This is a genomic window from Echinicola rosea (assembly GCF_005281475.1).
Taxonomy (GTDB): Bacteria; Bacteroidota; Bacteroidia; order Cytophagales; family Cyclobacteriaceae; genus Echinicola; species Echinicola rosea.
Genome location: NZ_CP040106.1, coordinates 3,385,497 through 3,411,863, shown reverse-complemented (window position 1 = coordinate 3,411,863; position 26,367 = coordinate 3,385,497). Strand labels below are relative to the sequence as shown.

At 43.5% G+C, this 26,367-nt stretch carries 25 protein-coding genes; 6 read left to right on the top strand and 19 right to left on the bottom strand.

Annotated elements, in window-relative coordinates; all coding sequences use genetic code 11:
• Nucleotides 1-142: 142 nt before the first annotated feature.
• From FDP09_RS13575 to FDP09_RS13530, 10 genes are all read right to left on the bottom strand, one after another.
• Entirely contained in the window at nucleotides 143-847 is a 705-nt protein-coding gene (locus FDP09_RS13575; protein ID WP_137403181.1) for a sulfite exporter TauE/SafE family protein, read from the bottom strand.
• On the bottom strand, nucleotides 847-1,272 hold the full coding sequence (locus tag FDP09_RS13570) for a FixH family protein (protein ID WP_137403180.1): 426 nt from the start codon (nucleotides 1,270-1,272) through the stop codon (nucleotides 847-849). The genes FDP09_RS13575 and FDP09_RS13570 overlap by 1 nt, the downstream gene beginning before the upstream one ends.
• An 18-nt stretch (nucleotides 1,273-1,290) precedes the next feature.
• A complete protein-coding gene (gene ccoG / locus FDP09_RS13565) occupies nucleotides 1,291-2,703 on the bottom strand; it encodes a cytochrome c oxidase accessory protein CcoG (protein WP_137403179.1) in 1,413 nt (470 codons plus the stop codon).
• Between the two features lie 14 nt (nucleotides 2,704-2,717).
• Nucleotides 2,718-3,662: a cbb3-type cytochrome c oxidase N-terminal domain-containing protein gene (locus FDP09_RS13560; RefSeq protein ID WP_137403178.1), complete on the bottom strand. Its 945-nt coding sequence runs from the start codon at nucleotides 3,660-3,662 to the stop codon at nucleotides 2,718-2,720.
• Nucleotides 3,649-3,840: a cbb3-type cytochrome c oxidase subunit 3 gene (locus FDP09_RS13555; RefSeq protein ID WP_137403177.1), complete on the bottom strand. Its 192-nt coding sequence runs from the start codon at nucleotides 3,838-3,840 to the stop codon at nucleotides 3,649-3,651. The genes FDP09_RS13560 and FDP09_RS13555 overlap by 14 nt, the downstream gene beginning before the upstream one ends.
• Before the next feature lie 12 nt (nucleotides 3,841-3,852).
• Complete coding sequence (gene ccoN, locus FDP09_RS13550; protein ID WP_137403176.1) at nucleotides 3,853-6,006, bottom strand: cytochrome-c oxidase, cbb3-type subunit I; 2,154 nt, start codon at nucleotides 6,004-6,006, stop codon at nucleotides 3,853-3,855.
• Nucleotides 6,007-6,008: 2 nt separating this feature from the next.
• Nucleotides 6,009-6,188 carry a cbb3-type cytochrome oxidase assembly protein CcoS gene (gene ccoS, locus FDP09_RS13545; protein ID WP_137403175.1) on the bottom strand — a complete coding sequence of 60 codons (180 nt, stop codon included), beginning with the start codon at nucleotides 6,186-6,188 and terminating at the stop codon, nucleotides 6,009-6,011.
• Complete coding sequence (locus FDP09_RS13540) at nucleotides 6,179-8,608, bottom strand: heavy metal translocating P-type ATPase (protein WP_137403174.1); 2,430 nt, start codon at nucleotides 8,606-8,608, stop codon at nucleotides 6,179-6,181. Before FDP09_RS13540 ends, ccoS begins: the two co-directional genes overlap by 10 nt.
• A gap of 79 nt (nucleotides 8,609-8,687) precedes the next feature.
• A complete protein-coding gene (locus FDP09_RS13535) occupies nucleotides 8,688-9,311 on the bottom strand; it encodes a hypothetical protein (RefSeq protein WP_137403173.1) in 624 nt (207 codons plus the stop codon).
• 408 nt (nucleotides 9,312-9,719) lie between these two features.
• Nucleotides 9,720-10,430, bottom strand: coding sequence for a Crp/Fnr family transcriptional regulator (locus tag FDP09_RS13530; protein ID WP_137403172.1), 711 nt, complete (start codon nucleotides 10,428-10,430; stop codon nucleotides 9,720-9,722).
• Between the two features lie 351 nt (nucleotides 10,431-10,781).
• Between FDP09_RS13530 and FDP09_RS13525 the strand changes: the two genes are divergently transcribed.
• Together FDP09_RS13525 and FDP09_RS13520 are read left to right on the top strand one after the other, a co-directional pair.
• Nucleotides 10,782-11,642 carry a sigma-70 family RNA polymerase sigma factor gene (locus tag FDP09_RS13525; RefSeq protein ID WP_137403171.1) on the top strand — a complete coding sequence of 287 codons (861 nt, stop codon included), beginning with the start codon at nucleotides 10,782-10,784 and terminating at the stop codon, nucleotides 11,640-11,642.
• Nucleotides 11,643-11,679: 37 nt separating this feature from the next.
• A complete protein-coding gene (locus FDP09_RS13520) occupies nucleotides 11,680-12,147 on the top strand; it encodes a carboxymuconolactone decarboxylase family protein (RefSeq protein WP_137403170.1) in 468 nt (155 codons plus the stop codon).
• Between the two features lie 56 nt (nucleotides 12,148-12,203).
• Here the strand turns inward: FDP09_RS13520 and FDP09_RS13515 are convergent, their stop codons facing one another.
• The 4 genes from FDP09_RS13515 to FDP09_RS13500 form a co-directional block, all read right to left on the bottom strand.
• The gene (locus tag FDP09_RS13515) at nucleotides 12,204-12,644 is read right to left on the bottom strand and encodes a GNAT family N-acetyltransferase (RefSeq protein ID WP_137403169.1); all 441 of its coding nucleotides are present in this window, start codon (nucleotides 12,642-12,644) and stop codon (nucleotides 12,204-12,206) included.
• Between the two features lie 2 nt (nucleotides 12,645-12,646).
• The gene (locus tag FDP09_RS13510) at nucleotides 12,647-13,582 is read right to left on the bottom strand and encodes a serine hydrolase (protein WP_137403168.1); all 936 of its coding nucleotides are present in this window, start codon (nucleotides 13,580-13,582) and stop codon (nucleotides 12,647-12,649) included.
• A 160-nt stretch (nucleotides 13,583-13,742) separates the two neighbouring features.
• Complete coding sequence (locus FDP09_RS13505; protein ID WP_137403167.1) at nucleotides 13,743-14,537, bottom strand: M48 family metallopeptidase; 795 nt, start codon at nucleotides 14,535-14,537, stop codon at nucleotides 13,743-13,745.
• Between the two features lie 233 nt (nucleotides 14,538-14,770).
• On the bottom strand, nucleotides 14,771-15,514 hold the full coding sequence (locus FDP09_RS13500; RefSeq protein WP_137403166.1) for an NYN domain-containing protein: 744 nt from the start codon (nucleotides 15,512-15,514) through the stop codon (nucleotides 14,771-14,773).
• Between the two features lie 251 nt (nucleotides 15,515-15,765).
• On the opposite strand from FDP09_RS13500, the gene FDP09_RS13495 reads away from it, so the two are divergent.
• Nucleotides 15,766-16,668: a glutamate--tRNA ligase family protein gene (locus FDP09_RS13495; RefSeq protein ID WP_137403165.1), complete on the top strand. Its 903-nt coding sequence runs from the start codon at nucleotides 15,766-15,768 to the stop codon at nucleotides 16,666-16,668.
• A gap of 86 nt (nucleotides 16,669-16,754) precedes the next feature.
• Here FDP09_RS13495 and FDP09_RS13490 read toward each other — a convergent pair whose 3' ends face one another.
• Nucleotides 16,755-18,230: a S10 family peptidase gene (locus FDP09_RS13490; protein ID WP_137403164.1), complete on the bottom strand. Its 1,476-nt coding sequence runs from the start codon at nucleotides 18,228-18,230 to the stop codon at nucleotides 16,755-16,757.
• A 262-nt stretch (nucleotides 18,231-18,492) separates the two neighbouring features.
• On the opposite strand from FDP09_RS13490, the gene FDP09_RS13485 reads away from it, so the two are divergent.
• Nucleotides 18,493-19,071, top strand: a complete 579-nt coding sequence (locus tag FDP09_RS13485) for a DUF4377 domain-containing protein (RefSeq protein ID WP_187328673.1) — start codon at nucleotides 18,493-18,495, stop codon at nucleotides 19,069-19,071.
• Nucleotides 19,072-19,083: 12 nt separating this feature from the next.
• Here FDP09_RS13485 and FDP09_RS13480 read toward each other — a convergent pair whose 3' ends face one another.
• Nucleotides 19,084-20,025 (bottom strand): helix-turn-helix transcriptional regulator, encoded by a 942-nt coding sequence (locus tag FDP09_RS13480; protein WP_137403162.1) that lies wholly within the window; start codon nucleotides 20,023-20,025, stop codon nucleotides 19,084-19,086.
• A gap of 119 nt (nucleotides 20,026-20,144) precedes the next feature.
• On the opposite strand from FDP09_RS13480, the gene FDP09_RS13475 reads away from it, so the two are divergent.
• Nucleotides 20,145-21,815 carry an ArnT family glycosyltransferase gene (locus tag FDP09_RS13475; RefSeq protein ID WP_137403161.1) on the top strand — a complete coding sequence of 557 codons (1,671 nt, stop codon included), beginning with the start codon at nucleotides 20,145-20,147 and terminating at the stop codon, nucleotides 21,813-21,815.
• A 583-nt stretch (nucleotides 21,816-22,398) separates the two neighbouring features.
• On the opposite strand, the gene FDP09_RS13470 is transcribed toward FDP09_RS13475, so the two are convergent.
• Nucleotides 22,399-22,932, bottom strand: a complete 534-nt coding sequence (locus FDP09_RS13470) for a hypothetical protein (RefSeq protein WP_137403160.1) — start codon at nucleotides 22,930-22,932, stop codon at nucleotides 22,399-22,401.
• Between the two features lie 637 nt (nucleotides 22,933-23,569).
• On the opposite strand from FDP09_RS13470, the gene FDP09_RS13460 reads away from it, so the two are divergent.
• Complete coding sequence (locus FDP09_RS13460) at nucleotides 23,570-24,265, top strand: carbon-nitrogen hydrolase family protein (RefSeq protein ID WP_137403159.1); 696 nt, start codon at nucleotides 23,570-23,572, stop codon at nucleotides 24,263-24,265.
• Nucleotides 24,266-24,802: 537 nt separating this feature from the next.
• Here FDP09_RS13460 and FDP09_RS13455 read toward each other — a convergent pair.
• A complete protein-coding gene (locus tag FDP09_RS13455; RefSeq protein WP_137403158.1) occupies nucleotides 24,803-25,753 on the bottom strand; it encodes an aldo/keto reductase in 951 nt (316 codons plus the stop codon).
• A gap of 3 nt (nucleotides 25,754-25,756) precedes the next feature.
• A complete protein-coding gene (locus tag FDP09_RS13450) occupies nucleotides 25,757-26,359 on the bottom strand; it encodes a short chain dehydrogenase (RefSeq protein ID WP_137403157.1) in 603 nt (200 codons plus the stop codon).
• Nucleotides 26,360-26,367: the final 8 nt, after the last annotated feature.

Here is a 26,367-nt window from a genome sequence, read left to right as displayed (position 1 = left end):
ATACAAGGCTACCTTGTTTCTGGTTGCGTGCTTAATTGAAAACTCCCAATAATTTATTGAGAAATGTTATTAATTTACTGAAAAGGGCTATTTATCACCAAAAACATTTCCTTCCAATGGCGCCATAAAGACCTTCCGACCATTACTTACAAATGGTCATGTCCGAGGCTCCAGCTGTCAGGTCAAAACCTCCCAATTCTGGACTTAAAAAATGTATTCCCAATCCCAATCCTCTAAAAATAAAAAGCACCCCTATCAAAACGGCAAAATAGGGCATCATCTTAAAGAGTCGCTGTCTCCACATCGGCGAAAAAACATCACTTCCGACCATCAACAAAAACAGTAACGGAAGTGTCCCGAGACCGAAAGCCATCATATACACGGCTCCTTGCAAAGGATTTGACAAGGCCAACGAGGCCAATAACGCAATATAGACCATACCACAAGGCAAAAAACCGTTCACCAGACCAGTCATAAAAAAGGCCGTAGTACCACCTTTTTTTAGCCAATAGCCCAAAGCTGTCTTAACTTTTGCCATCATCCCATAAAATCCACCACGAGCCAAAACCCGCTCACTTTGCTTGTACAGCAGCGCAAAAACAATGATCAGGGCTCCAATCGACATTGAAAGCCATTGCTGTATTCCGGCCAATTCCAGTCCTTTACCCAAAAATCCCACCAAGATCCCCAGAACGCCATAAGTAACGGTCCTGCCGACATTATACCAAAGTTTTCTCCACCAATACCGCTTGGCATCCGTGGCCGATACCGCCAGTGCGATTGGTCCACACATCCCCAGACAGTGAAATGAACCTAAAAAACCCAATATCAGCGCTGTCCAAATCATTAGAGGGTGATTTTTTTCTCTTCATAATAAGCCTTTCCACCTACCTCCCAAGCCAGTTTCACTTTCCAATAGCCACTTTTGAGCTCACGAAGGCTCACCGTTTGTTGCTTTGGGCTATCAAATTCCAGTGATATCTTTTGGTCCAATCGGGCATCAGAAGGCCTAAAAAGCCAAAGGGTTCCCTTTGCCCCTTTCTCCAAATCGACCAGCAGTTCCTTCTGCCCAACATCAAACACCATGACTTCTTGGTCGAGCATGGCGGCATTGGAAGCCTTTTCAATTTGCTCCTGATACTTGATTTCTTCTTCGTAGTAATTTTGGGTCACCAAGTGGATATCATCTTGCTTCATGCAGATGCCCACCATCGTAAAGACAAACGTCACAAATACCACAAAAAACAATACAATACCTTTTCCCCAGTTCATTTTTTCTTCTTTTAGTTATCAATCCGGCAATGGCGCCATAAAATTGGTCGAAATCTGATCGATTTCCTTTCCATTCTGCAATATTAAAAGGGTTACCTTTTCATTGATCGCTCGGACATCCGCTCCTTCGATGACCAAGAAAAACCTTCCTTCAAGCTTGGACTGTCCTTCCAGTATCCAGTTGCCCTCATCGTTGGCCTCAATACGAAAGCGATCGTCTTCTGCAATTATTTGTACGTGTTGTTCTTCAAAGGTCTTGTTGATAAACGTCACCTCGTACAAGTTACTGACCTGGCCATCGGTACGCTCTTGGTACGTCATCCCCCTAAAGCGGGTGATGGTAGCCGAAAGCTCAGTCCTCATCATCAATAGTCCCACAAATGCCGCAATCAACAGGATCAGTACTGCAGAATACCCCATGACCCTGGGAGTGATCAATTTTTGACGGCCTTCTTTGATACTATTTTCAGAGGCATACCTGATCAGGCCTTTGGGGCGATGGACTTTTTCCATGACCTCGTCACAGGCATCCATACAGGCGGTGCAGTTCACACATTCCATTTGGACACCATTTCGAATATCGATTCCCGTGGGACACACCTGCACACATAATGTACAGTCGATACAATCCCCTTTTGGTGGCGCATCTGTTTTTCTCTTGTTGATCTTACCACGTGGTTCACCCCGCACATAGTCGTAGGTGACATTAATGGAATTGGTGTCCAGCAATACCCCTTGGAGCCTTCCGTATGGACACACCACTGTGCAGACCTGTTCCCTAAACAAGCTAAAGACCAGCATGAATACTCCCGCAAAAAAAAGCAGTCCCATAAAACCCGCCAAGTTTTCACTTGGCGGATGACTGATCGTCTCAAGCGTCTTCTCGATCCCAATCAAATACGCCATTACCGTATGGGCAATAAGCAGCGATACCATCGAAAAGATCACGAATTTCACACCTTTCTTACTTATCTTTTTCCGATTCCACGGCATAGCATTGAGCTTCCGCTGTTGACTCGCATCTCCCTCGATCCAATATTCAATCTTACGGAATACCATCTCCATAAAAAGCGTCTGCGGACATATCCATCCGCAAAACACCCTGCCAAAGACCACAGTAAACAAGATGATGAAGACAAACAATATAAGCAGTAGGAAAAGCAGGATATACGTATCCTGAGGCCAAAAGACCTGACCAAAGATGACAAACTTCCTTTCAAAGACATTGAGCAGAAGGAATGGCTCACCATCAATTTTCAGAAAAGGTCCAGCAAACAGGATGACCAATAACAGCCACGAAACCCAGGTTCTCCAACGATAGAAAAACCCGGTGACTTTTTTGGGAAAGATCCAGTTTCGACCACCATCTGACTTTACCGTGGCCAAGGAATCCCTGAAAGCTTCTTGACTATTTTGCTGCTTTTCACTCATATCGACGAAGTTTTTTAGGTTCCTACCATTGTGGTGTCTGCTTTCACCATGGCTGAATCATCCGCTGCATCACTACCATCATCACTTTCCGGCACATAAAGCTCTCCTTGCGGTTCTTTTGGGTTTGCCGGAGTGGTTCCTCTCATTGACAAAATAAAGTTGGATACCTGCATGATTTCCTCAGGACTGAGCTGATCCTGCCAGGGAATCATCCCCTTATCCGGAATTCCATATTTCACCGTTTTAAACACATCCTTGATGCTGCCACCATGAAGCCAATATTCATCAGTGAAATTAGGCCCCACACCACCACCGCCATCGGCAGCATGACAAGCCACGCAGTTATTTTGATAAATGTCCGCACCTGCCGTGAGGACAAACTCCGATTGGTCCAGTTCCACATTGCTTTCGTCTATGGAAGCCAAAGCCAAAGCCTTCCGTTTTTCGGCTGCTATTTCCTCCGCCTTAAGCTGCGCTTGGTATTCTTCTTCCGGTGTTTTGCCCCAGCCAATGGCGGAATAATTGATCAAATAGAAAATGGCAAAAATCGTGGATCCGTAAAACAGGTAAGTCAGCCATGGCGGCATAAAATTGTCCAGTTCACGAATACCGTCATAATTATGACTGAGCATGATTTCATCTTCCTCCTCCACTGGCTTGAGTTTTCCGAAAACAAAACGTTCTTTAAAGCTTTCCCACCAGCTGGGCTGGTTGGCCAATGCTGGGTTTTCTTGCTTTAGTAGCGTCACGATAAAGGACATCAGGTAAATCATGAGCAATAATAGCATTACCAAAACACCTAACATCACCATGATCATCAGCAAAAGCATCAGCTCACTACTGTCCATGGTCCCTAAGGCAGACCAGAAGCCTTTGTCCTCTGCAGCATCTTGGGCATAAGCTGAAGTACAACCTAATCCCAAAACAATGGTCATCAGTGCAATTTTATTTCTTTTCATGGCTTTCTTCATTTTGGTGATCATCATCTACAGGAAGTGATTTCATGTGGTCGATATATTGCTTGTCCGCGCGTAGGACCCACCATCCCATTCCCACAAAAAAAAGCACAAAAACCAGTAACGAAATGATAGGGTATATTTCTACGTTTTCGATCGAACTTAATATTTCCTTTTGCATAGTTGTCTTGATTTATTTTGCCTCACTTGTTGATTCAGTAGGTGCATCCAGCTTTTTGATATCCGTCCCCAACCGCTGCAAGTAGGCGATCAGCGCCACAATTTCCGTATTGGGCAGCACCTCAATATTAGCCTCTTTCAGCCCAGTTGCAATTTCATTTGCCTGGACATTCAAGTCTTCCATGGCAGCCCCATCCGCATAGCCCTCAGGGTAAGGCACGCCGAGTTTCTGTAGGGTGCGGATTTTGGCAGGCAGGTCTTCATGGTCCATCGTCTCGGTGATCATCCAGTCATAGGCTGGCATGGTGGATCCTGGCGACATCGTTCGCGGATCGAGCATGTGGTGATAATGCCAGCTATCAGGATACTTTCCTCCTACACGGTGCAGGTCGGGTCCCGTTCGTTTGGAGCCCCAAAGGAATGGCCGGTCATAGACAAACTCCCCAGCTTTGGAATACTCACCATATCGCTCGGTCTCAGACCGAAATGGCCTGATCATTTGGGAATGGCATCCCACACAACCATTTTTGATGTAAATGTCCCGACCTTGGAGCTCTAGTGGCGTATAGGGCTCCACACTGGAAATCGTTGGCACATTGGACTTGACCAGAATGGTCGGGATGATCTCAATGGCTCCACCGATCAGAATGGCCACGGTAGCCAAGACCGTAAAGAAAATGGGCTTTCTCTCCCACACATGATGCCAGTATTCACCCTTTTGGGCTTTTGGTTTGGTCAACGCAGGCGCTTCATCGGGTTCTTCAGCTACGAATGTCCCTACTTTTGTGGTCTTCACCAGGTTATAGATCATGATCAGCGTACCACTTAAATAAAGCACACCACCAAACGCCCTGAACATATACATCGGAACGATCTCCAATGTGGTTTCCAGGAAGTTTGGATAAGCCAATCTCCCCATCTCATTGAATTCTTTCCACATGAGGCTTTGGGTCAAGGCGGCCACGTACATCGGCAGTGCATAAAAAAGGATTCCAAGTGTCCCTAGCCAGAAGTGGGTATTGGCCAGCTTGACGGAATACAACTTGGTGTTCCACATTCTGGGCCATAACCAGTAGAGCATACCAAAAGTAAGGAAGCCATTCCAGCCCAATCCTCCAATATGCACGTGCGCTACGATCCAGTCTGTATAGTGGGCGATGGCATTGACGCTCTTGAGTGAAAGCAAGGGACCTTCGAAGGTGGCCATACCGTAAGCTGTCACCGCCACTACCATAAATTTCAGCACAGGATCCACACGTACCTTGTCCCAAGCCCCCCTTAAGGTCAACAGTCCATTTACCATCCCTCCCCAAGAAGGGGCAATCAGCATGATCGAGAACGCTACGCCAAGTACCTGTGCCCAATTCGGTAAAGCTGTATAAAGCAAATGGTGCGGTCCCGCCCAGATATAAATAAAGATCAGCGCCCAAAAGTGTATAATGGATAATTTATACGAATATATAGGCCTGTTTGCCGCCTTGGGCAAATAATAGTACATCAACCCCAGATAGGGAGTCGTCAGGAAAAATGCCACTGCATTATGTCCATACCACCACTGTACCAAGGCGTCCTGAACCCCAGCATAGGCCGAATAGCTCTTAAACAAGGATACGGGCAACTCAAGGGAATTGAAAATGTGCAGCACCGCTACCGTTACAAAAGAGGCCAGGTAAAACCAAATGGCCACGTACATGTGCCGTTCACGTCGCTTGATCAGCGTACCGATCATATTGGCTCCAAAAGCAACCCATACCACCGCAATGGCAATATCTATGGGCCATTCCAATTCGGCATATTCCTTGGAAGTAGTCAGCCCAAGTGGAAGCGTAATGGCAGCCGCCAAAATGATCAACTGCCATCCCCAGAAATTGATCCAGCTAAGGGTATCGCTCCACATCCTTGCCTTCAGCAACCGCGGCATGGAATAATATACCCCTGCAAAAATCGCATTACCCACAAAGGCGAAGATCACCGCATTGGTATGCAGCGGACGGATCCTGCCAAAAGTGGTATAAGGGTTTCCGAGATTGGCCTCAGGAAGAAAAAGCTGGGTGGCGGCCAATATACCCACCAGCATCCCGACTACGCCCCATATGATGGTGGCGGCTCCAAAGTACTTTACGATCTTATTATCGTAACTGAACTTTTCCAGTAGTGATTCTGACATATCTACTTAGATTTAGTTGTTGTTTTACTTGAATCTGACTTTTTGTTTTTATCGAAGAGTATCCTTATGGAAGGAGTATAGGTGTCATCAAATTGGCCAGCCTTCATTGCCCTGATGAAAAGGACAAGAAATGCCAGCGCCAAAATCAAACTGATGCCGATCAATACAAATATCACTTCCATTGCCTATTGGATTTAAGTCCTCTTTTATATGAAAGAAAATTCATCATTACTGTAGTAAAGACCACTACCGAAATACTGCTTAGCGGCATCAAAACAGCACAAACCACTGGACTTAGAAGCCCCTGCACAGCCAATCCAATCCCAACTACATTGTAAATCAAACTGATGACAAAACTGGAGAGGATGACCTTTTTGCTATCACGCGCCAAATGAATGAAAGCGGGAAGCTTCGGTAGCACTTCAGCATCCATTATGGCATCACTGGCAGGCGAAAAATAGGTCGCCTGATCTGTCACAGCGATCCCCACGTCACTTTCCTGCAATGCACCGGCATCGTTCAGTCCATCTCCTATCATTACTGTCGATTTCCCTTTAGCATTGAGGTGACGGAGGTATTCAAGCTTATCGGTGGGACTCTGGTTAAAATTCATCAACACTCCACTTCCCAATAGCTTCTGTAGTTTGGCTCCATCTGTGGCCCTGTCGCCTGAGAGCACATGCACTTCGCCCTTAGACATGAGGTCTTGGATAGTTTGTCTTACTCCTTCTCTCAAGGTACTCATGACATGAAAATAGCCCACTACCATTTCATTGATGGCCAAGTACACCCGATTACCACCCGCTTGGCACTTTACCTTTTCCAATCCCAGCCAATCAGGCGCCCCCAAACGAATAATGTCTCCTTGGTAAATGGCCTCTAATCCATATCCCACATGTTCTTGGATGCCTTCGACATATACCGGTTCGTAATTTGGAAGCCAGCTATTTATCCGATGGCTCAAAGGGTGTGTGGATTCTCCCACCATCATCTTAATGGCCATTTTAAGATCATCCGATAGCACCTCGCCAATAAACTCCACTTGCGCCAAGCCCGGATCCGTTAATGTCCCTGTTTTATCGAAAACATAATCCGTTATTCCTGCTAGCCGCTCTATCACCTGGCCATTTTTCAGAAAAAACTTCTTATTCCCCATGATCCTCAGGGTATTTCCCAAAGTAAAGGGTGTAGAAAGTGCCAATGCACATGGACATGCCACAATAAGCACACTGGAAAAAGCCCTGACCGCTAAGGACAAATCGGTCAGGCTATAAAAAACAAAAGTGGACACCGCAATTGCCAAGACCGCCAGTGTGAATTTTCCGCTGATTTTATTGGCCAGGGTACTGAGGTCTTCACGTGGCTCTTCCTTAAAACTGTCATGGTTCCAAAGACCGGTTAAATATCCCTGGGATGGTTCTTTCTGAACATTCAACAGCAAAGTGCCAGCCTGCTGCCTGCCACCAGCATAGATCAAATGCCCTACCGTCACGGGCACAGGCACCTCTTCCCCTGTTACAAAACTGTAATCAACCTGCGCATCACCTCCGATCAAAAGGCTGTCTGCAGGGATCAATTCACCCTTTCTGATCTTGATCGTATCGCCCACCTTTAGCTTGGGCAAGGAAACCACCTCTTCCCCCTCCTGTTTCATCCTGGTCACCGCCAAGGGGAAATAAGCCGTATAATCCCTGTCAAATGAAAGGGTATCATAGGTCTTTTGTTGATAATATTTTCCTATCAATAAAAAGAAAATCAATCCGCCCAATGAATCCAGATAACCTGCCCCTCCTCCTATCACCTCAAACAAACTATAGAGAAACAAGGCTGCAATTCCCATGACGATTGGCACGTCCATATTTACCCTGCCATTTTTGAGGGCATACCAAGCGGATCGATAATAGTCGGTAGCCGCATACAGCACAACAGGAAGTGAAAGTGCCAAATTTAGGTACCCAAATAGCCCCCTAAACTCCTCTTCCAGCAAGGTCACTTCACTAAAATACTCGGGCAAGCTGAAAAACATCATATTGCCAAAACAAAATCCAGCAACCGCCAACTTATATATCAACCGCTTATCCATTTGGGATGCCCCTTTGCTCCCACTATAGCTCGACAGGTTAATGGTCGGCATATAACCGATCTTAGAAAGAAGCTTTACGACTGTTTTCAAACTGCTCCGCTCGGTATAAAACTTTACTTGGCATTCCTTTTTGACAAAATCAGCCCTAGAATAAAAAATATCCCCGTTCAATTGGTGTAGGTTTTCCAACAGCCAAATACAGGAGGCACAATGGATGGCCGGGATGGTAAAAGTGATATGGGTTTCCTTTTCATTCGAAAAGTCCACCAGTTTTTGGATCACATCAGGTTCATCCAAATAGTCAAATTTATTTTCAGATTGACCTGCTCCCGCCTGACGGGTACCAGGGCGGCTGCCATATTCATAGTAACTGGAAAGGTCATTTTCCTTCAGCACCTCATATACCAGCTTGCATCCGGGACAGCAAAAGCTTCTCTCGTCATGAACCAACGATTCCTCTTGGCATTTTTCCCCACAATGAAAACATAATATAAAACTTGTATTATTTAATTGTTTCATCCTCATCATGGTTATGCTTTAATTTAACTATTAATACTAATATTTATACACTTTACCACATAAAAATTGGCAAAACATACTATACCAAAAAAATGCTTGGATGATTCTTTACACCTTTTGTATTTTCTTTGCAAAGCATTAGCGAGAGTTTTATGAATTTTACAAGATTTTTCTTAGAGGTCACTAACAGGGTATATTCTTCCTTAAGGCTGTAATTCCAAAATTCATTGATCTCATTAAAATTGAACTTAATGAAGCTTGTCTCGGTGGACTTTTGTGAAAGCAGGCGAACCAAAGACGCCTCTTCCGCAATTTTAGACTTGGGAATAAAATCCGGAGAAACTACGGTGATATGACTTTGCTTTAATTCCTCCTCAAAAATCGATACAAATCCCTTGATGCCTTTGACAGATTCCTTCTTTCCGTCGTAATGGAGCAAAATTCTCTGAAGGGACATTTGTTTATCAAAAATGACCAAAGGTTGTTCCGGGCCATTTTTTAATTGGTAAATCCTGCGTTTTCTTTTTCTATACCAATCCATTATGGTACAGATTTCCCCCACGATGAACATTGGTGGTGATCGTAGGTCGGTGTTGTCGCTTTGATGATTTTCCCTTTTGGGTTGGAAAGGTAGTTCATCCTTGCTCAATGCCGACCATATACCTCCCATGTGCTTACTGCCGTCTATGTAACCTTCTTTCATATACCTCCGATTTACTATCATAACAAAGATATCCTTTGTAAGAAGGATAAGTAATGACTATCACACACCCCAAAACATGACATATGTCACTTATAGGTATAAAAATATATTTTAAACAAAATTAAAAGCTTTTTAAAATCGACCTAATGTATGCGATCAAGCAATATCCTCCTGTGAAAGATCGACTTATTCTGGGGGGGGCGGATAGGAAAAGCCGTGGTGGTGGCCAACCTACCAAGGACGGTTTTTAAATAGAACTCAAGTCAAAAAGCTATGATTTTTGGATCTATATGGATCATAGTGGGTAAATATAAGCAGCAGGTAATCATATCGTCGATGCATGACCATTATCATTGGGCCTATCGAAGGATACCATCAGGAGCTTCTGAGAGGAAATTTGAATACCATTTATGTCTGATAGAAATCAGAAAGACGGGCCAATGCATTCCTGTCCATCACAATGATCTTCTTGCCTTCAAAACAAATCATTTTGTCCTTTTTGAATTCCGACAGCAACCTGATGACCGTTTCCGTGGCAGTCCCTACAAGGCCAGCTATTTCCTCTCTGGTCAGATTGATATTGATTTTCTGATTCTCTCCACCGTCCACGCCATAGGAGTCGCTCAACTTCAACAGTGTAAAAGCCAAACGCTCTCGGATGGTTTTTTGGGTGGCATCCGTGAGCTTTTCCTCCATGAGCCCCAGGGACTGACAGATAGATCTGGTCAACCGCTTATGAAATTTATTGTCCTTTGCCAGAAGGTTCAAAAAAGTTTCTTTTGGGATAAAGCAAATATTGGCATCCTCCACAATCGAAGCGGAATTGCTATAAACATCCTCTCCAAGCAATGAGGTATATCCCAAAAAATCTCCTTTTTGGGCAAGGCGAATGATTTGATCCTTGCCGTTTGAAGCGGTTTTATACACCTTTACAATTCCCGAACTGATACAGAATATTCCCAACGGCTTCGTTCCCTCGTAAAAAAGCACCTGCCCTTTTTGATGTGTAATCAGATTTTTGCTATCTGACAAACTACACAAATGCTGCTCGTCCAGATCCGAAAACAAGGAAAATTTCCTGCTGACACAAAGTTCGCACGGTGTATTTTTAGTATTCATGATAGTCACTCATTAATAGATGGTAAACATTCCCCCAAAAGTAATCCAAAAACGAAGTTAAAAACATGACTTTTGTCATATTAAACAATTTTAAGTGAAAAATCACTTATTTAAATGAGTTTCTCCAATTTCAACATTCCAATTTTGTCACTTAAAGTGGTCTGTTAAAATTAAAAACAGCTTTTCCACAGCGTCGTTAAACAATGAATATCGACGCCCCTCCGTTAGTTTCTGAAATCCAAGGCATGATTCACCAACTACAGAAACCTTCTTTATCAGTAGCACAATTCTATTTCTTTGAACAAAACCAGATTCTCCTGTAAATTGCAGTAAAACCAATCACATTGCCGCATGGAACAGTACCGTCCGCTGCTTTTCACCTATGCCTATAATATTTTGGGCACGGCCATGGATGCCGAGGATGTAGTTCAGGATGTATTCGAAAAGTTCTTGACGCTCGAAAAAGGACTGGTTCAAAACGAAAAAAGTTACCTCGTCCGCATGGTCGTTAACCGAGCCATTGACCAGAAAAAGAAGCTTAACCAAACCATCGCGTCATATCCTCATGAATGGCTACCCGAACCTATCATAACGGACACTGCTGTTCCAGAACCATCCCAGGAGCATATTCTTCACTATTCCATGATGCTCCTGCTTGAAAGGCTGGAGGTAAGACAAAGGGCGGTTTTTTTGCTGAAAGAAGTCTTTGGATACAGTCACCGGAACATCTCCAAAACACTGGGAATCACCCCAGAGGTCTCTAGACAATCCCTATCCAGAGCAAGAAAAAGGCTCCAGGATGCTCCCCCTATACAGCCGAGCCATTCGGACGAATCTCGTTTGAAGGAGTACCTATCGGCCATTCAAAATGCAGATGCTGAAAGATTGGAGCAGCTTCTTGTGAAAGACATCTCCCTTGCCTCTGATGGTGGCGGGAAAGTACCTGCCGGCACCAAAACACTCTATGGAAAAGAAAGGGTCATGGCCATGCTGCAAGGCTTGTACAAAAAATTCTATCAGGACATCACCATTCAGCAGACTACCATTAACCATACGCCAGCGTTACTTTACATTTCACCTATCGGAAAAGTGATCAATTGCCAAGTATTTGTCTTCGACAATCACCAAATTGCCCGGATATTCTTTATTCGGAATCCTGACAAATTGATTTTTTTACAAAAAAAACCTCCGTTTATGTCACATAATCAGTGATGGATTGTCATTAGAATAAACCAAACATCACTACATTATGAAAGAGCGTATTTCATATCAAGAGCTGCCCAATGGGCTTTATGAATCACTCAAGCATGTCCAACACTTTCTTGACCAAAATGACCTCTCGCCTACCCTTAAAGGACTGATAAAAATGAGGGTTTCCCAGATCAACAGTTGTGCTTATTGCATCGACATGCACTATAAAGAAGCGGTCCATGCCGGGGAGACACCGCTTAGGTTGATTTCACTGACGGCTTGGCGAGAAGCACCGTATTATTCTGCCAAAGAAGAGGCCGTTCTGGAATTTGCGGAAATGCTCACCCATCTGCCTGCTGAACAGCACAGCGATGGCATACATGACAAACTGAAAACTCACTTCAGTCAAGCTGAAATCGCCATGCTCACCCTGGAGGTCATCCAGATCAACTCATGGAACAGGCTGGTAAGGTCCTTTGGATTGATTGCAGGCAAGTATGAAATACACGAGTCAAGCAAGAATTGAGCCGTCCAAGCTTGATAGAAAAGCCTCATTGCCCTATTGGAAGCCATGAGGCTTTTTCACATAAGTGTGAACTTGTCGCTCAGGACCTGCATAAACATGTCCGGTTTGTCCAAGGATGTAAAATCAAATTTCCCATATAATGAATGGGCATCTTTGGTAGCCAGCATGATCCTTCTGAGCTCGCCAAACCACTCTTGTGCAAAAAATTCTTTGAGCATTTGCTGCCCAATTCCTTTTCCCGAATACGCTTCAAGCACATAAACGTCCGAAACCCAGGCAAAAGTAGAATAGTCTGTTACGGCACGGACAAAACCGATTTGCTTGTCAGCGATAAATGCACCTGCACAAAAAGAGTTTTCCAAGGAGGATTTCACCTTTTCCAAGCCAATCCCCTTGGCCCAGTAAGACTCCTCCGATAGATATCGGTGAATGGCCTTTACGTCCATATTTTCTGCTCCAAAACGAACCGTTACATTTTCGATGGTCAATTCTTTCATGTCTAATAATCTAATCCTTCCACATACTTTTCACTGCCACGGGCAGGAGTCCAAGGAATTTGGGGCTCAAAATAATCCCATAGCAATGCCGAGACCTTTCTGGCCAACACCCAGGCGGCATTATCTGGTTCCCACCGGGTATCCTGATTTTTTTTGGTGGCAATGTAAAAAACATAATCTCCATGGGGAGCATTGACCATCACCAGCTCGGAGCGGGATGCATTGACCATTCCCTGCTTGGATGCCGTCTGGATGTAAGGGGGAATCTGCGAAAGGGCGTAATCATCGTAATATACATTGGTCATCAAGCGGTACATACGTTCAGAAGCGGCTTTACTGACCACTTGTCCTTTTCTGATTTTTTTTAGCAAGGTAGCCATCTCACGGGGTGTCGTCTGTCCCCAGCCGTATTTTTCCCAATCCCGCGTCCTTCCAGCTGTACGAGAATTCACCCTGGTAAATTCCATCCCATTCTTTTCCAAAATCGGATTTATTGTTTCCCCTCCTCCAGCAAGAGCCTGGCTCCAAAGGGAGGTGGTATTATCACTATAGGTGATCATAAGGGCCAAAAGGGTGCTGAGGTCTGTCTTGGTGCTGTCTTCAAAAAATTGCATCAGGCCTGAACCTCCATATTTGATAGAATCCCTATAGACCAACTCTTCATGATAGGTCAGTTCGCCCTTTTCGATCTTGTCAAAAATGCCTATCAAAATGGGCACTTTAACGATACTGGCAGTAGGAAAAATGGTATCCGCATTGATGGCGGCATACTTTCCAGAAGGTAAATGCTCCACATAGACTCCAGCTGTCCCTTGGAACTCTTCCATCAAGGCATTCAGACCCGCTGTCAGTTTCTTATCTTCTTTTAATTTTTGGCCAAAAGAGGCTAATGAGCCACCCATCATAAAAACGAGCAGGACCAGACGGTTTATCTTCATTTTGTTATAATTTTGTCACCTAATTTCTCCGTGTCCAATTAACAAAATTAATCAAAAATCTTAGTCCCTGTATTCAGGGATATTTTGACAGATACATAAAAAGCCAAAGCATCAAAAAATGCTTTGGCTTTTTATGTTCATTGACGTCAGACTGAGCAGATCAGTTCTTATAATATTTTAGTGCCTCAGGCATTTGGCTGTTCAGTTCGTCTATCCTCCGATCTGGCCCAGGGTGGGTAGAAAGGAATTCGGGCGGTGCTTCACCGTTGGACTTCGCTTCCATTCGTTGCCAAAATTCAGGAGCCACTCTGGGGTCGTATCCTGCCATGGCCATAAAGATCAGTCCAAGCTGATCAGCTTCCAACTCCTGATCCCTGGAGAATTTCAACATGCCTACTTGGCTGCCCATCCCGACGGCCTGCATAAAAATCGATTCGGTCAAGGTAGGGTTTTGGCCCATGGCCGCCTGTACACCTCCCAATAACCCATTGGCGACCATCCCTTGAGACATTCGCTCCCGGGCATGACTGGCGATCGCATGTGCTACTTCGTGCCCCATCACTACGGCTATGCCCTCATCATTTTGGCAAACGGGCAAAATACCGGTGTAAAAAGCCACCTTGCCTCCCGGCATACACCAAGCATTCACCTGATCATCCTGAATCAGGTTAAATTCCCATTCAAAACCATTCAGGATCTCTCCATGGCCATTGTCATGAAGATAAGTTTCTACAGCAGCTGCTATCCGCTTACCGACCCTCACCACACTTTCACCATCTGCAGTATTGGTTACGACCTTGCTTTCGCTTTTTACGTCATTGTACTGTTGGAAGGACATTGGCAAAACCTCCGAATTGTCCACCAGACTTAGCTGCTTCCTGCCACTAAGCGGAACTGTCGCGCAGCTATAAAAGATTAGGCCTGCAAGTAATAAAATTGATATCCTTTTGAGCATATTAATAAGTATGATTGTTTTGAAACATTAAACCAAAAAAGATGCCAGAGCATAGGAATTTACTATGATACCAGCATAGTGTCAAGTCAAACCTAAACCTACGTATAATCCAGTGCGTCTTTTGGCCGATCTCTGTTTGTAGTCACAAAATTACAGGAAGTTTCCTTTTTCAAACGGCTTATGGCCTTAAAATTATAGGTTAACCTCCTTTTTCCCTAGCTAACCCAGCCACTTTATTTCTTGTTCTTAACGTAAATCAACTTGTGCCTGCCGCGTTGGCCTTCCCGTTGTTCTATTTCAAATTTATTGATGGAGCTGATCATAGGGGTGAGCTTTTGGAAACCATAATTCCTGGAATCAAAGTTCGGCTGCTTCTTTTGGAGCAAATTGCCCACATCACCCAAGTAGGCCCATCCATCGTCATCCTCACAGTCCGAAATGGTATTGGCAATCAGCTTAATAACCTTGTTGGTCACTTGGTCCACTTCCGAATCTTTTTGCCTGGAAACGCCAGCAGTGGGCCTAGACGCTTTCTTTTCTTCCTGTTTTAAGATTTCTAGGTAGATAAACTTATCACAGGCAGCGATAAATGGCGTCGGAGTCTTTTTTTCTCCTATTCCGATGACCTTCATGCTTGCCTCTCTGAGTCTGGTAGCCAATTTGGTAAAGTCACTGTCACTCGACACAATACAAAAGCCATCGACCCTTTCCGAATATAGAATATCCATGGCATCAATGATCATGGCTGAATCAGTAGCGTTTTTGCCAGTAGTATAACTGTATTGCTGCATGGGCGTAATGGCATTTTCCAGAAGTACCACTTTCCATTTGGCCAAGTTAGGCTGTGTCCAATCACCATAAATTCGCTTCACGGTGGGATTTCCATATTTGGCGATTTCTTCCATCATTTCCTTCACATATCCGGAAGGTATATTGTCCGCATCAATCAATACGGCAAGCTTTAAATCGGTTTCCATTGATAAATTTTATTACTTAAAAATCATGCTTATTGTGACGACAATGCTGACGTTAACGTAAATTATAACATTTCAGCGGCAAATCCAGCATTTCTTTTCATTATAGGCATGCAAGTCAACTCCCAATGACCCCGAAGCACCCCTGCTATTGGCCAATCAGTTGCAGGGATCATATCCGTTTCCGCTCAGACAAGTTTTTACTTTCAAATTTTGCTGTTATAATTGCGTATGTCCATTATTCCCTGTCTGTCATGACCCCAGTTTCTCCCCCGACATATCGATTGACCAGAATAGCCCCTACACCAAGTGGATATTTACACCTCGGAAATGTCCTGTCATTTGCCATTACGTATGCACTGGCCAAGAGGCACGGTGCCAAAATCATGCTAAGGATAGACGATTTGGATCAAAAAAGGGTGAAAATGCCTTATGTGGAAGACTTGTTCGAAACCCTTGATTTTCTGGATTTCCCGTGGCACTATGGTCCCAAAAATTTGAAAGAATACCAAGATTCCTTTTCGCAAATCCACCGCATGCCCCTATACCACAAGATGCTTGATCACTTGGTGGCAGATGATCGCGTGTATGCGTGCCAATGCAGCAGGAAGAAAATCGCACTAGCCTCTCCAGATGGCAGCTATCCCGGCACCTGTATTGGCAAAAACATTGACCTAGGTCAGAAAATGGTAAACTGGCGGCTGAAGACAGATCAGCATCCACTGACCATGAAATTGGAAAACAACTACTGCGCATCCCCCCTTCCTGCCTTGATGAAAGATTTTGTCATAAGGAAAAAAGATGGTGCTCCCTCCTATCAATTGGCCTCTGTCGTGGATGATATTCACTATGGCGTGGACCTCATTGTGCGTGGTGATGACCTGTTTGATTCCAGCTGGACACAATTATTTTTAGCAGGCCTTCTACCTAAAAACCAATTTTCCCAAAGCACTTTTTACCACCACCCCCTTATGATGGAAAACGGTGACCACAAACTCTCCAAAAGCGCTGGGAGTACTTCCGTTTACGGGTTGAGGAAATTAGGCGAGACCAAAGCTGCTATTTACCAACAACTGGGTATATTTATGGGATTTGATGAAATGGTTACCAATTTGAAGGAATTTGAACGGGCCTTTAATCAAAAAAGGCTACCGTAAGTCACTGACTTCCGGTAGCCTTTTGTTTTGAAACACCATCTGCATCCAACAATCAGTGGCACATGCTTCCAAGGTGCCATTTTTTATTAATATTTTGCCGGAGTTCCTGCTTTAGGTATAGCGTTCTTGATAAATTCCCTGATATCATCGTTGGCTTTTTCCAGATCCTCCGATCTTAGGTACATCATGTGACCGCTTCGGTATCCCTTCCAAGAGAGCCTGTCCTTAAGCTTTCCACTTGGATCCATCTGCCACATGGAATATTTGGCGTTAAAGTAATCTGTACCGCCATCAAAATACCCCGACTGGATCATCACATGGAGATAGGGGTTTTGGGCCAATGCAGCCCTTAGGTTTTCACCCGTCTTGTCACCACTTCTATCCCAAGGATGAACCGGACCAAAAAGGAAATAGTTTATATCCGTTTTAAAATCAAGTTCATTGATCATATAGTGGTTAAAGGCAGGAGCAAATGCATGGTTCCAGCTGGAAAGTGCCGGATCATAATCATAGCGGCTGCCAGCGTCCTGCCGATCCACCCCACGGTACCTACTGTCCAGTCTTCCCACTGTCAAGCCTTGATCTCTCAGCAATTCCTTCCAAAAAAAACCTGTCGGCACCGCCAAGTTATGCTCCAAAATAACTGCTTCACTTAAGCCTGAGTATTCGGACATTTTGCTGGCCAGCTCCTTTTTCCTTGCCTCAGAAAGAAAGCCTCCTTTCACCATTGCAGGAATCAGTTCATTGACCGTAAAGGCCTCCACTTCAGGCAAGATCTCTTCCAAATCCTTGTTTTGCAAATCAGGGTTAAGGACGCCATGGTACCAGGCAGTAGCCGCATAGTAGGGCAAATAGTTGGCAGCGGCCACAGGGCCCTCCCTGTCAATGCCCAAATCCGTTGGCGACACCAGTACTACCCCGTTAAAATACATCCACTGGCTATTTTGGAGGCGGCTTACGAGACCTGATACGCGGGTAGTTCCATAACTTTCCCCAATCAAAAATTTTGGAGATGCCCATCGGTTTTGGCGGGTAACGAAAGTCCTTACCCATTCGGCGAGGTAATTTACATCTGCATTTACCCCAAAAAACTGGGAGCGATCCGCTTCCTTATCTGTAATTCTGGAATATCCTGTATTCACGGGATCCACATATACAATGTCCGCTACGTCCAAGATAGATTGTTCATTTTCCTGATAACCATATGGCTGAATGGGGTTGCCCTCTTCATCGATATTTAACAAAACAGGTCCCGTGTAGGCAATGTGCATCCAGATTGAGGCAGAACCCGGACCACCATTAAACGAAACTACTAATGGGCGGTTGGTTTTATCCTCTACATCACTTCGCTCATAATAGGTATAAAAGAGATAGGCCACTTCCTTACCCTCCTTGTCCCAAACTGGCTGCGTACCCACCGTCGCGGTATAGTTCACCTTCTCCCCTTTTATGGTCACCTGGTGGTTTGAAACAGCAGAAGAATCTGAATTGAGTAATTGCTGGGCGCTTGCTCCAAAGGAAAAACACCATCCTACAAAGGCAATCAGTACTAATCTTTTCATAAATAATAATTTAAGTGATGGCTGAATATAAAAATTATCCGGTTAGCATTAAACAAGAATCACAGAGAAGGCATTTTTTTGGTTTTAAGGTCTGATGCATTTACACGGCTTTGCCAAAAGCGATAGGTGGTCGGTGACCTCATTTAATCTTACTCCTGTCACAAGCACCGTGGGCACGGCGTATTCCCATGCACATGGCATCCGAATTGTATGGTTGCTGATATAAACTAAACCAAAATCTACCATCAACTATTCAATGAAAATGAAAAATAATTTTACAAGCTGGTCCACCTTTTTTGTTCTAGGAGTTTGTATCCTACTCTCGAGCTGCTTTAATGAGCTTCCGCAAAAGGAAGAAACCATCGCTATAAAACACTATCCTGTAGTAAAGAACAATGAAGCCGGCAATGCTTCGTTATTCCTTAAAGTTCAGTTATCTCATCAGGAAGGAACGAATGAATGGGACGAAATCCCCATCGACGCGATAGATGGATTTAATTACCAAATGGGGTACGATTATGTGATTAACATCCGGAAAGAACAAATGCACAATGAGGCTACAGACGGCTTTTATACTGCGTACACTTACCTCTCGGAAGAGTCTAAAGAGCTGGTAAGTCCCAATGCTACATTTGAGCTTCCGCTTAAATCTCCAAGCTACCAACCGGCTACGTTGGCATTCGGAAATGTGGAAGTTGGCTACAAAATGTTAGGGGAAATCCCCATTGAATGTTCTACACTCTGTGAGGATTTGGACATTACATTGGAAACAGACGGTACAGTGACCGGAGTGTTCAGACACAATGGCAATAATATCATTAAATTAATCCAGCTAAAGTAAAACTACCACAAGTTATACTTTATCCTGTTCAAAGGCTGAAAACATGTTTTCAGCCTTTTTCATTTGTTGTTCCAAATAGGCCTTCAGTTCTTGGCCTTTTTCCACCAGAATTTCTCCCGGAAGCCCCAACACAAACCGGCCAATACCTGGCAATTCAGGAACTTCCCTTTCGAAATAATAGGTATTGTTTGCTACCGAATAGGTATAAGGTTTTGCATCCGGATGTTCCTCTATAAGCAATTGGTAAGCCTTTTTGGAAAGCCTCAGCTTCACCTCAAACTGATCTTTCCCGGTAAATCCAAACAAACCTTGCTCCAAGGGTTCGTGCAGTGTTTCATAAAGGTGGCGCTTGGTCGTGACCTTTAGCTCACTGATGCGTTCCAGCTTGAACATTTTCATTTCTTTGCTGGCCACTTCCAGCGCATAGACCGACTCGTAATTATTCGAGAAAACCACCGGTTCGACTAAGCGATCACTGACAGAATCACTGCTGAGGGAATAATAGTCCTTTAAAACAACCTGATATTTATTTTTTATGGCGTGGCTGATTTCATCGACAAACCGTCCCAGTTTGGCATTAAAAAGCTGCGAAACACTTTGCTGAAAAGCTGACCTAACCTGTACTTTCTCCAAAATGGATTCTTTAAGTAAGTTCTTCTTTCCGCTTTTATTCATCAAGTCCACCAAATAGGTGGCTTCATCATCCGAAAAAGTCCCGTAAAATGTGGTTTTGTCATATTCCACCCTGTCGGTAATCTTAAACTTGCCATACTCACGCTCCACCTGAAACCCCAACTCCCGCAACAGTTGAAAATAACGATAAACGGTGCGCCGATCCGTCCCCAATATCTCTGCCAGACTATTGGCCGATTTTCCAATATTGGAGCGGAGCAAGTTGATTAATTTAAATACTCTCAGAATCTTTTGTTGCTCAACACTTTTTGTTTTACCCATTGCCTATTGAATTTGGATTAGCAATTTAACGTATTGAAAACAAAAGACCATTTTAGTGACACTAATTGTCACTTTTTTAGCGTTACTTTTTTCAATGTAAATTAGCTATTTTTGGGAATATGCAGAAACTCACTACTCCCAATTATCCTCTTGGCCTGATCGCTGCATGGCTGTTTTTTATAGCTTTTTGGTATTGGGGCTATGATGGCATTACCTTTAGTGACGATGTATCTTACCTGAGACTGGGGTATCAGTTTTGGCATGACATCCCATTTCAGGAGAATGATTTATTCAATTACCGATGGGGAGCGTATCTTCTGCCTGGGCTTATCACCTACCTTTTTGGCTTTAATGACCACCTGGCCGCATTGCCTTCGCTACTTTCCTATTTGATGACAGTGGTGGTGATTTGGAGGATTATACCGGAGTATTTGGCAAAAAATGTCTTTGTAATTTTCTTTTGCACTTCAGTCTATCTTTTGCATTTCTTGCCCAAGGTCTATCCAGACTCAATGTTGGTATTTTGGACTGCACTCATTCCTGCATCTGCCATCTATCGACATAGAAAGCCCTTCATGGCCAGTTTGGTCATGGCCTTGGCCTTCTTTTTCGGACTATGTACAAAAGAAACCATCATCCTGCTGGCCCCCCTTCCTTTTCTCTTGTTCTTTGTAGATTTGAAGTATAAACGCTCGATCATATTTTACCGCTATTTCATCCTATTCGCCGCAGTTTTCTTGCTTGGCTACTTAGGTTATTATTACGCACAATATGGAGATCCCTTTTTTAGGTTAAAAGGAATCCAAACAGGCCACTACATTTCCCCTTATTCCTTTTATGACAAAGGGTGGAAAGCCCTTGCAGAACGGCTTACTTTCAGCCCAATACTTACCTTCATCGAGCGTACTTTTTGGATATGGATTGTCCTTGCCGTACCTGGATTGGTAAGGGCCTTTAAGCATGATAAAGATCTCCACTTGGTATTTGCATTATCAAGTGTATGCTTACTGTTTGGGTTTTGGTTTATGACTACCAGTTTTGCCTTTTATAATCCTATACATCTCAATCCACGCCATTTGATCATTTTACTGCCTCTTTTATCCGTCAACATCGCCCTTGAGGCAAAGAGGTGGACCAATAATTTCTTCTGGAACCGGTTTGGCGCACTTTGGATTGCCTTTGGAGGAATTGTTGCTTTGGGACTGCTCGACTGGAAATTAGCTGCATTCTACTTCTCGTTTGCTGCTGTATTATTGTTAGTTCCTGCCAAATGGAAAACTCCAATCATGGCGGTATTACTATTATTCCCCGTATTAGCTTCCACTGCATACCAGAAAGAATTAAAAAACTATGACCATTTTAAGTCAATCTTTCACAAAACCCTAAGCTCCTGTGAGGCTGATGCTCCGCTTATATCACATGATTTTGTAGTAAGAAGCGGTGAAGTACTCGTAGGGGAATATGACCGCCACCTTCCCTTATATTCGATTCAAGAGTTGACAAAAAAATCAGCCACTGATGGCTTGCCCCAAAAATTCACCATCCTGATCTATTCCTATTACCTTCATGCCTATCCTGAAGAAGGTGCATTCATCAAGGAGGTAACTGCCTACGCGGATCATTTCCATTTTGAAAAAACAGAAATCTATCAGGACAAATGGGTCAACATCATCCAATACAACCTCCAGGAAGACCTATCCACCTTTCAAAACCATGGAGAATATGTCATGGATTATTCATTGGATCCGGCGTACTTCGGAGACCAGAAATCATTTCAGATAGCATGGTAGGATGGACTAGTACTTGGGATGCATTAAAAATATGGGTCTATATGATTTACTATGGGTAACTATTACTTTGCATGTCAAATTCTAGCTTGCCTTTCATCTTGTTGCCTTGTTACTTTTTTCCTTCAGGTGAAAAACGTAACCAAAAAAACCCGCTGCGGTGAGCTATATGACTAAAATCAAAGCCAGCACTCACGCAGGCAAACTCCTCTATTTGTGCAGCATACCAATTTTTTGTACTGATTCACGTCAAACAAGCCTGCGCTTTTTCCAGCCCACTTCTTTGATTTCTTAACGTCAAATACCTCAAGGCAGAATAGAAAATTGCCCACTGAAAAGGAACATGAATCAACATTAATTTAACCGGAATAATATCTTTACCCACTATAATCCATATAGAGCCAAAAATATGTAACTGTCAAAATATACAAACACCAACTTTTTTTGGTTTGATCCCTGAATGGCATTGATAAAACAAGAAAAAAATGGCTGCCCTTGATCAGGACAGCCTCTCTTAAATCCTATAGCGCTTTACGCTCCGAAATCCAACTTTCATTAAAAAAATCAAGTCAAAAAATATCTAAACCTATTCTTTACTAAAAGTATATAAGCCATTTATGGTATTGGTACTAAGGGTACCTTCAATTTCGTCCTCTACGGTAACTTCGTATGAAATCACCAGTTTTGTACTTGAAAACTTTAAAATTTCGGCTTCAATTTCAGGCAAGCCTTCAAAATTAAAATACATCAACCTATCGCTTTCCTTAAGCCAAGTACCACGCTTATGAACATCCATAAAGGGGAAAACTTCCTTAAAAGTCTCTCCCGCCAAGTCCGACGGAATCTCAACAGTATAATATCCCTCTGCCAAAAACGTATTGGTCGGATCATCCGAAATATTCATTTTTAATCCAAAAATCTCCGCCGTGCCTGTGTGGTCAATGGAAAAAACCTCCCCATTTTTTATCGCCTCGGTCCGGACATCATATTCCATGGACTCTAACTCCCAAACCCCTACAACGGATGGAGGTTTTACCAAATCCTCTAAGTCTTCTGTACATGATATCATTAGTACCGCAACGCACGACAAGAGTAGCGTTTTTAAAAATGTAGTTTTCATAGTTCCTTTTTGTTTTAACGTCAGTAATCAAATATACATCATTTTTAAGTATTCAAAAAACATTTTAATATAAATAAAATGAATTTACAGTTTAAATGAACTCCACAACTAAGTTTAAGGTCCTTTACAGGACTATCCATTACAAAACTAAATTTGTCGATACTTGAAGATAAGTGAGCCCAGTTTTCACAGGCTATAGTTTGGTTAAAATGGCTGCATAAATCTTGATTCAGCCTCGCTATCTGAATCGTCCGATTATAGCCAAAAAAGTGTCCGATAATAAAACACCCACCCTAGAAAAATATCGCTGTATGGCCGACAAGGCAAATGGCATACTTTTGGGCAGGTGAAGGGAAATAGAATGTCTGAGCGGTTTGTTTTCCGTTGTGGCTCCCTTGGTTTTTATACATCAACAAACGATAATCATGAAATTATTCCTTAATCTCGTACTTTGGACCATTCTTTTTGTACTATGCTGGCCCGTAGCCTTGCTGCTCCTACTGCTATACCCGATTATTTGGTTACTCATACTACCTTTCCGTTTATTGGGATTTGCAATTGATCTTACTTTTTCAATGATCGCTAAAATTTTCATGCTACCTTTTCAGGCCTTTAGCAAATAAAAACCTCACGGAAAATGAAAATTAGCTTGGTTCAGCTTAGCCCTGCTGCAGGAGACATTGATAAAAACATCATCAAACACATCAAGTGGATTGAAAAAGCCGCATCCGAGCATTCCGAATTGGTGATTTTCCCAGAACTATCACTTACAGGCTATGAACCTACCTTGGCAAAACAACTGGCCGTTACTAAGGATGATCCCCGCCTCCAAATATTCCAAGAAATAAGCGATAAAAAGGCAATCATCATTGCTGTTGGAGCCCCTGTTCAATGCTCCAATGGTACAACTATCAGCTTACTGATTTTTCATCCCAAAAAGGAGATCCAAGTTTACTCCAAACAGTTCTTGCATGACGATGAAGTGCCCTTTTTTATTCCGGGTCAACGTAAGTCTCTACTGGTTAATGGTACTGCCATAGGACTGGGCATTTGCTATGAAATCTCAGTTGCTGAACATATCCAAAATGTAATGGCCACGCACCCTTCTTTTTTTCTTTCCAGTGTGGCAAAGGATCAACGGGGAGTAATCAATGCCTATCAACAGCTACCTGACATCGCTAAGAACAACAAATTGCCAGTGGCCATGGTCAATTGCGTAGGAGTAGCTGACGGAGGCCATTGTGCCGGAAAAAGCGCCTTTTGGGATGACCATGGAAATATCATACGGCAGTTGGACTCCAGTTCTGAAGGAATGCTAACCATGGAGATTTAATCTAGCGTTATGCCTTCCCAACGGATGTCTGGGAGAATCGAAACCACAAGAAAGTCACCCTACTGGAGTTTAAACCCGCATTTTGCATTAGCCTATCTACGCCGTGGCGAACAAGTATTACAAGCTGAAACTACCTCAAAATCAGTCGCTTCGCTGCTTTTTTCGATTCTACCTAGCCGCAGACAGGTTCACCATCAGCCGCGACGGATGATTCAATCTCCAAACAGCCTGATTTTCTTGTAGTTTCAGCTCTTCCCGAATAGCTTTCGGGACAGGCCATAACGATTCCTAAGCCATAAAGCGGGTTATAGTCTAGCATCCCCACGGTGTCCCTTCCAGTTGGGTAGAGCTTTAAAAAAGGCTGTCTTATAAATCCACATTTACCCCATTTCAATGGGGAATGATAGATACATGCTTTTGGTACGATCCATGAAAGTACGTCTAGATGATGCCCATCATCCGTTAGCATAGGCCCCAAAGGAACAACAAGACATATTTCCGATATATGAGACAGCCCTACCTAAAACTGACTGTACATCAATAGGCAGAAGCCTTTTGCAGCTTTTCAGTTTCATCTGAAGTTAGCTTGAGCGTTAGTGCATCCTTGAATGCCTCTAGATGACTGCTCTTGGTTGCACTGGCTATGGGAGCTGTAACAAGCGGACTGTCTATCAGCCATGCCAAAGCTACCGCTGCAGCAGATGTACCATGGACTGCTGCTACTTCATCCAGGGCTCCCAGAATCCTTAGCCCACGTGGATTAAGGTACTTGTCCATCCCTCCCCCTCGCGCACTTTTATCAAAATCCACCCGACTGCGGTATTTGCCTGTTAAAAAACCACTTGCCAAGGAAAAATAACTGATAACCCCCAAACCTTCTTCTTGACAAATCTTAGCAACGCCTTCCTCAAATTCCTGGCGAGCATATAAACTATATTCCGGCTGGAACACCTCGTACCGTGGTAATCCTTCCTTATTGCTGGCCTCTAAACTAGCACTTAGTCGCTCTGGACTCAGATTAGAAGCTCCTATATAGTTTATCTTTCCTGCACAGATAAGCTCTTGGTAAGCTTCTAAGGTCTCTTCTACGGGTGTATGGTCGTCATCCCAGTGTGTCAGATAGAGGTCAATCGTCTCCACCTGTAGTCGTTGGAGGGACGCTTCCACGGCTTTGGTAATATGGGATTTGGAAATATCCTTCTTTCCTTGTCCCATATCCGAACCTACCTTGGTGATGATGTTCATCTGTGCTCTCTTTCCAGACTTTTTAAGCCATTTCCCAATGATGCACTCTGACTCTCCCCCTTCATTACCCTTCACCCAACGTGAATAAACATCAGCGGTATCCAAGGTATTTAAGCCCTTTTCCACCAATTCATCCAACATCTTAAATGACTCCTTTTCATCCAGCGTCCACCCAAATACGTTTCCGCCAAACACAATTGGCGTCGTATATAACTCCGTATTTCCTAATCTTCTTTTTTCCATAACCTATCCGACTTTTATAATCTGACCGGTAATTAATGTTTTTATACTTTTCACGTAAGCGTCCGCGACATGTCCCATTTTGGCGGGTGTATGTCCAGGAAAGTACTTTCCCAATGCTTCATAAGAATCCTCTACCAGAGCAGGACTGACGGCATTGATCCGGATATTACGCTGGATCAATTCCCCATAGCTGCCAATCACAAAACCATTTACGGCATTGTTTACCGTACTGAGTATGGTACCGTTGGGAATAGGATCTTCCGCCAGAATCCCCGTGGTCAAGGTAATACTTCCTCCAGGATTTATCTGATCAAATGCCACCAGTGCTACATTGATCTGCCCCATCATCTTATCCGCAATACCAGCATGAAAATCCTCCGGAGACATCTCTCTCAAAGGCTTTACAGGAGCTGATCCCGCTGTAATAACGACGGCATCTACTTTACCCGTTTTTTCAAAGAGATCTTTTAAGGAATTGATATCTTGTATATCTGCCTGAAAATCTCCTGAATTTCGTCCCACTGTAAGGACTTCATCATCTTTATCAAGTTTGTTGGCAATGTGTTTTCCGATAGTACCCTGACCACCGATCAATAGAACTTTCATAGATTATT

Coding starts and splice junctions, on each gene's coding strand:
- FDP09_RS13575 (WP_137403181.1), bottom strand. CDS start 847: ATGATTTGGACAGCGCTGATATTGGGTTTTTTAGGTTCATTTCACTGT.
- FDP09_RS13570 (WP_137403180.1), bottom strand. CDS start 1,272: ATGAACTGGGGAAAAGGTATTGTATTGTTTTTTGTGGTATTTGTGACG.
- ccoG (WP_137403179.1), bottom strand. CDS start 2,703: ATGAGTGAAAAGCAGCAAAATAGTCAAGAAGCTTTCAGGGATTCCTTG.
- FDP09_RS13560 (WP_137403178.1), bottom strand. CDS start 3,662: ATGAAAAGAAATAAAATTGCACTGATGACCATTGTTTTGGGATTAGGT.
- FDP09_RS13555 (WP_137403177.1), bottom strand. CDS start 3,840: ATGCAAAAGGAAATATTAAGTTCGATCGAAAACGTAGAAATATACCCT.
- ccoN (WP_137403176.1), bottom strand. CDS start 6,006: ATGTCAGAATCACTACTGGAAAAGTTCAGTTACGATAATAAGATCGTA.
- ccoS (WP_137403175.1), bottom strand. CDS start 6,188: ATGGAAGTGATATTTGTATTGATCGGCATCAGTTTGATTTTGGCGCTG.
- FDP09_RS13540 (WP_137403174.1), bottom strand. CDS start 8,608: ATGAAACAATTAAATAATACAAGTTTTATATTATGTTTTCATTGTGGG.
- FDP09_RS13535 (WP_137403173.1), bottom strand. CDS start 9,311: ATGAAAGAAGGTTACATAGACGGCAGTAAGCACATGGGAGGTATATGG.
- FDP09_RS13530 (WP_137403172.1), bottom strand. CDS start 10,430: ATGAATACTAAAAATACACCGTGCGAACTTTGTGTCAGCAGGAAATTT.
- FDP09_RS13525 (WP_137403171.1), top strand. CDS start 10,782: ATGGAACAGTACCGTCCGCTGCTTTTCACCTATGCCTATAATATTTTG.
- FDP09_RS13520 (WP_137403170.1), top strand. CDS start 11,680: ATGAAAGAGCGTATTTCATATCAAGAGCTGCCCAATGGGCTTTATGAA.
- FDP09_RS13515 (WP_137403169.1), bottom strand. CDS start 12,644: ATGAAAGAATTGACCATCGAAAATGTAACGGTTCGTTTTGGAGCAGAA.
- FDP09_RS13510 (WP_137403168.1), bottom strand. CDS start 13,582: ATGAAGATAAACCGTCTGGTCCTGCTCGTTTTTATGATGGGTGGCTCA.
- FDP09_RS13505 (WP_137403167.1), bottom strand. CDS start 14,537: ATGCTCAAAAGGATATCAATTTTATTACTTGCAGGCCTAATCTTTTAT.
- FDP09_RS13500 (WP_137403166.1), bottom strand. CDS start 15,514: ATGGAAACCGATTTAAAGCTTGCCGTATTGATTGATGCGGACAATATA.
- FDP09_RS13495 (WP_137403165.1), top strand. CDS start 15,766: ATGACCCCAGTTTCTCCCCCGACATATCGATTGACCAGAATAGCCCCT.
- FDP09_RS13490 (WP_137403164.1), bottom strand. CDS start 18,230: ATGAAAAGATTAGTACTGATTGCCTTTGTAGGATGGTGTTTTTCCTTT.
- FDP09_RS13485 (WP_187328673.1), top strand. CDS start 18,493: ATGAAAAATAATTTTACAAGCTGGTCCACCTTTTTTGTTCTAGGAGTT.
- FDP09_RS13480 (WP_137403162.1), bottom strand. CDS start 20,025: ATGGGTAAAACAAAAAGTGTTGAGCAACAAAAGATTCTGAGAGTATTT.
- FDP09_RS13475 (WP_137403161.1), top strand. CDS start 20,145: ATGCAGAAACTCACTACTCCCAATTATCCTCTTGGCCTGATCGCTGCA.
- FDP09_RS13470 (WP_137403160.1), bottom strand. CDS start 22,932: ATGAAAACTACATTTTTAAAAACGCTACTCTTGTCGTGCGTTGCGGTA.
- FDP09_RS13460 (WP_137403159.1), top strand. CDS start 23,570: ATGAAAATTAGCTTGGTTCAGCTTAGCCCTGCTGCAGGAGACATTGAT.
- FDP09_RS13455 (WP_137403158.1), bottom strand. CDS start 25,753: ATGGAAAAAAGAAGATTAGGAAATACGGAGTTATATACGACGCCAATT.
- FDP09_RS13450 (WP_137403157.1), bottom strand. CDS start 26,359: ATGAAAGTTCTATTGATCGGTGGTCAGGGTACTATCGGAAAACACATT.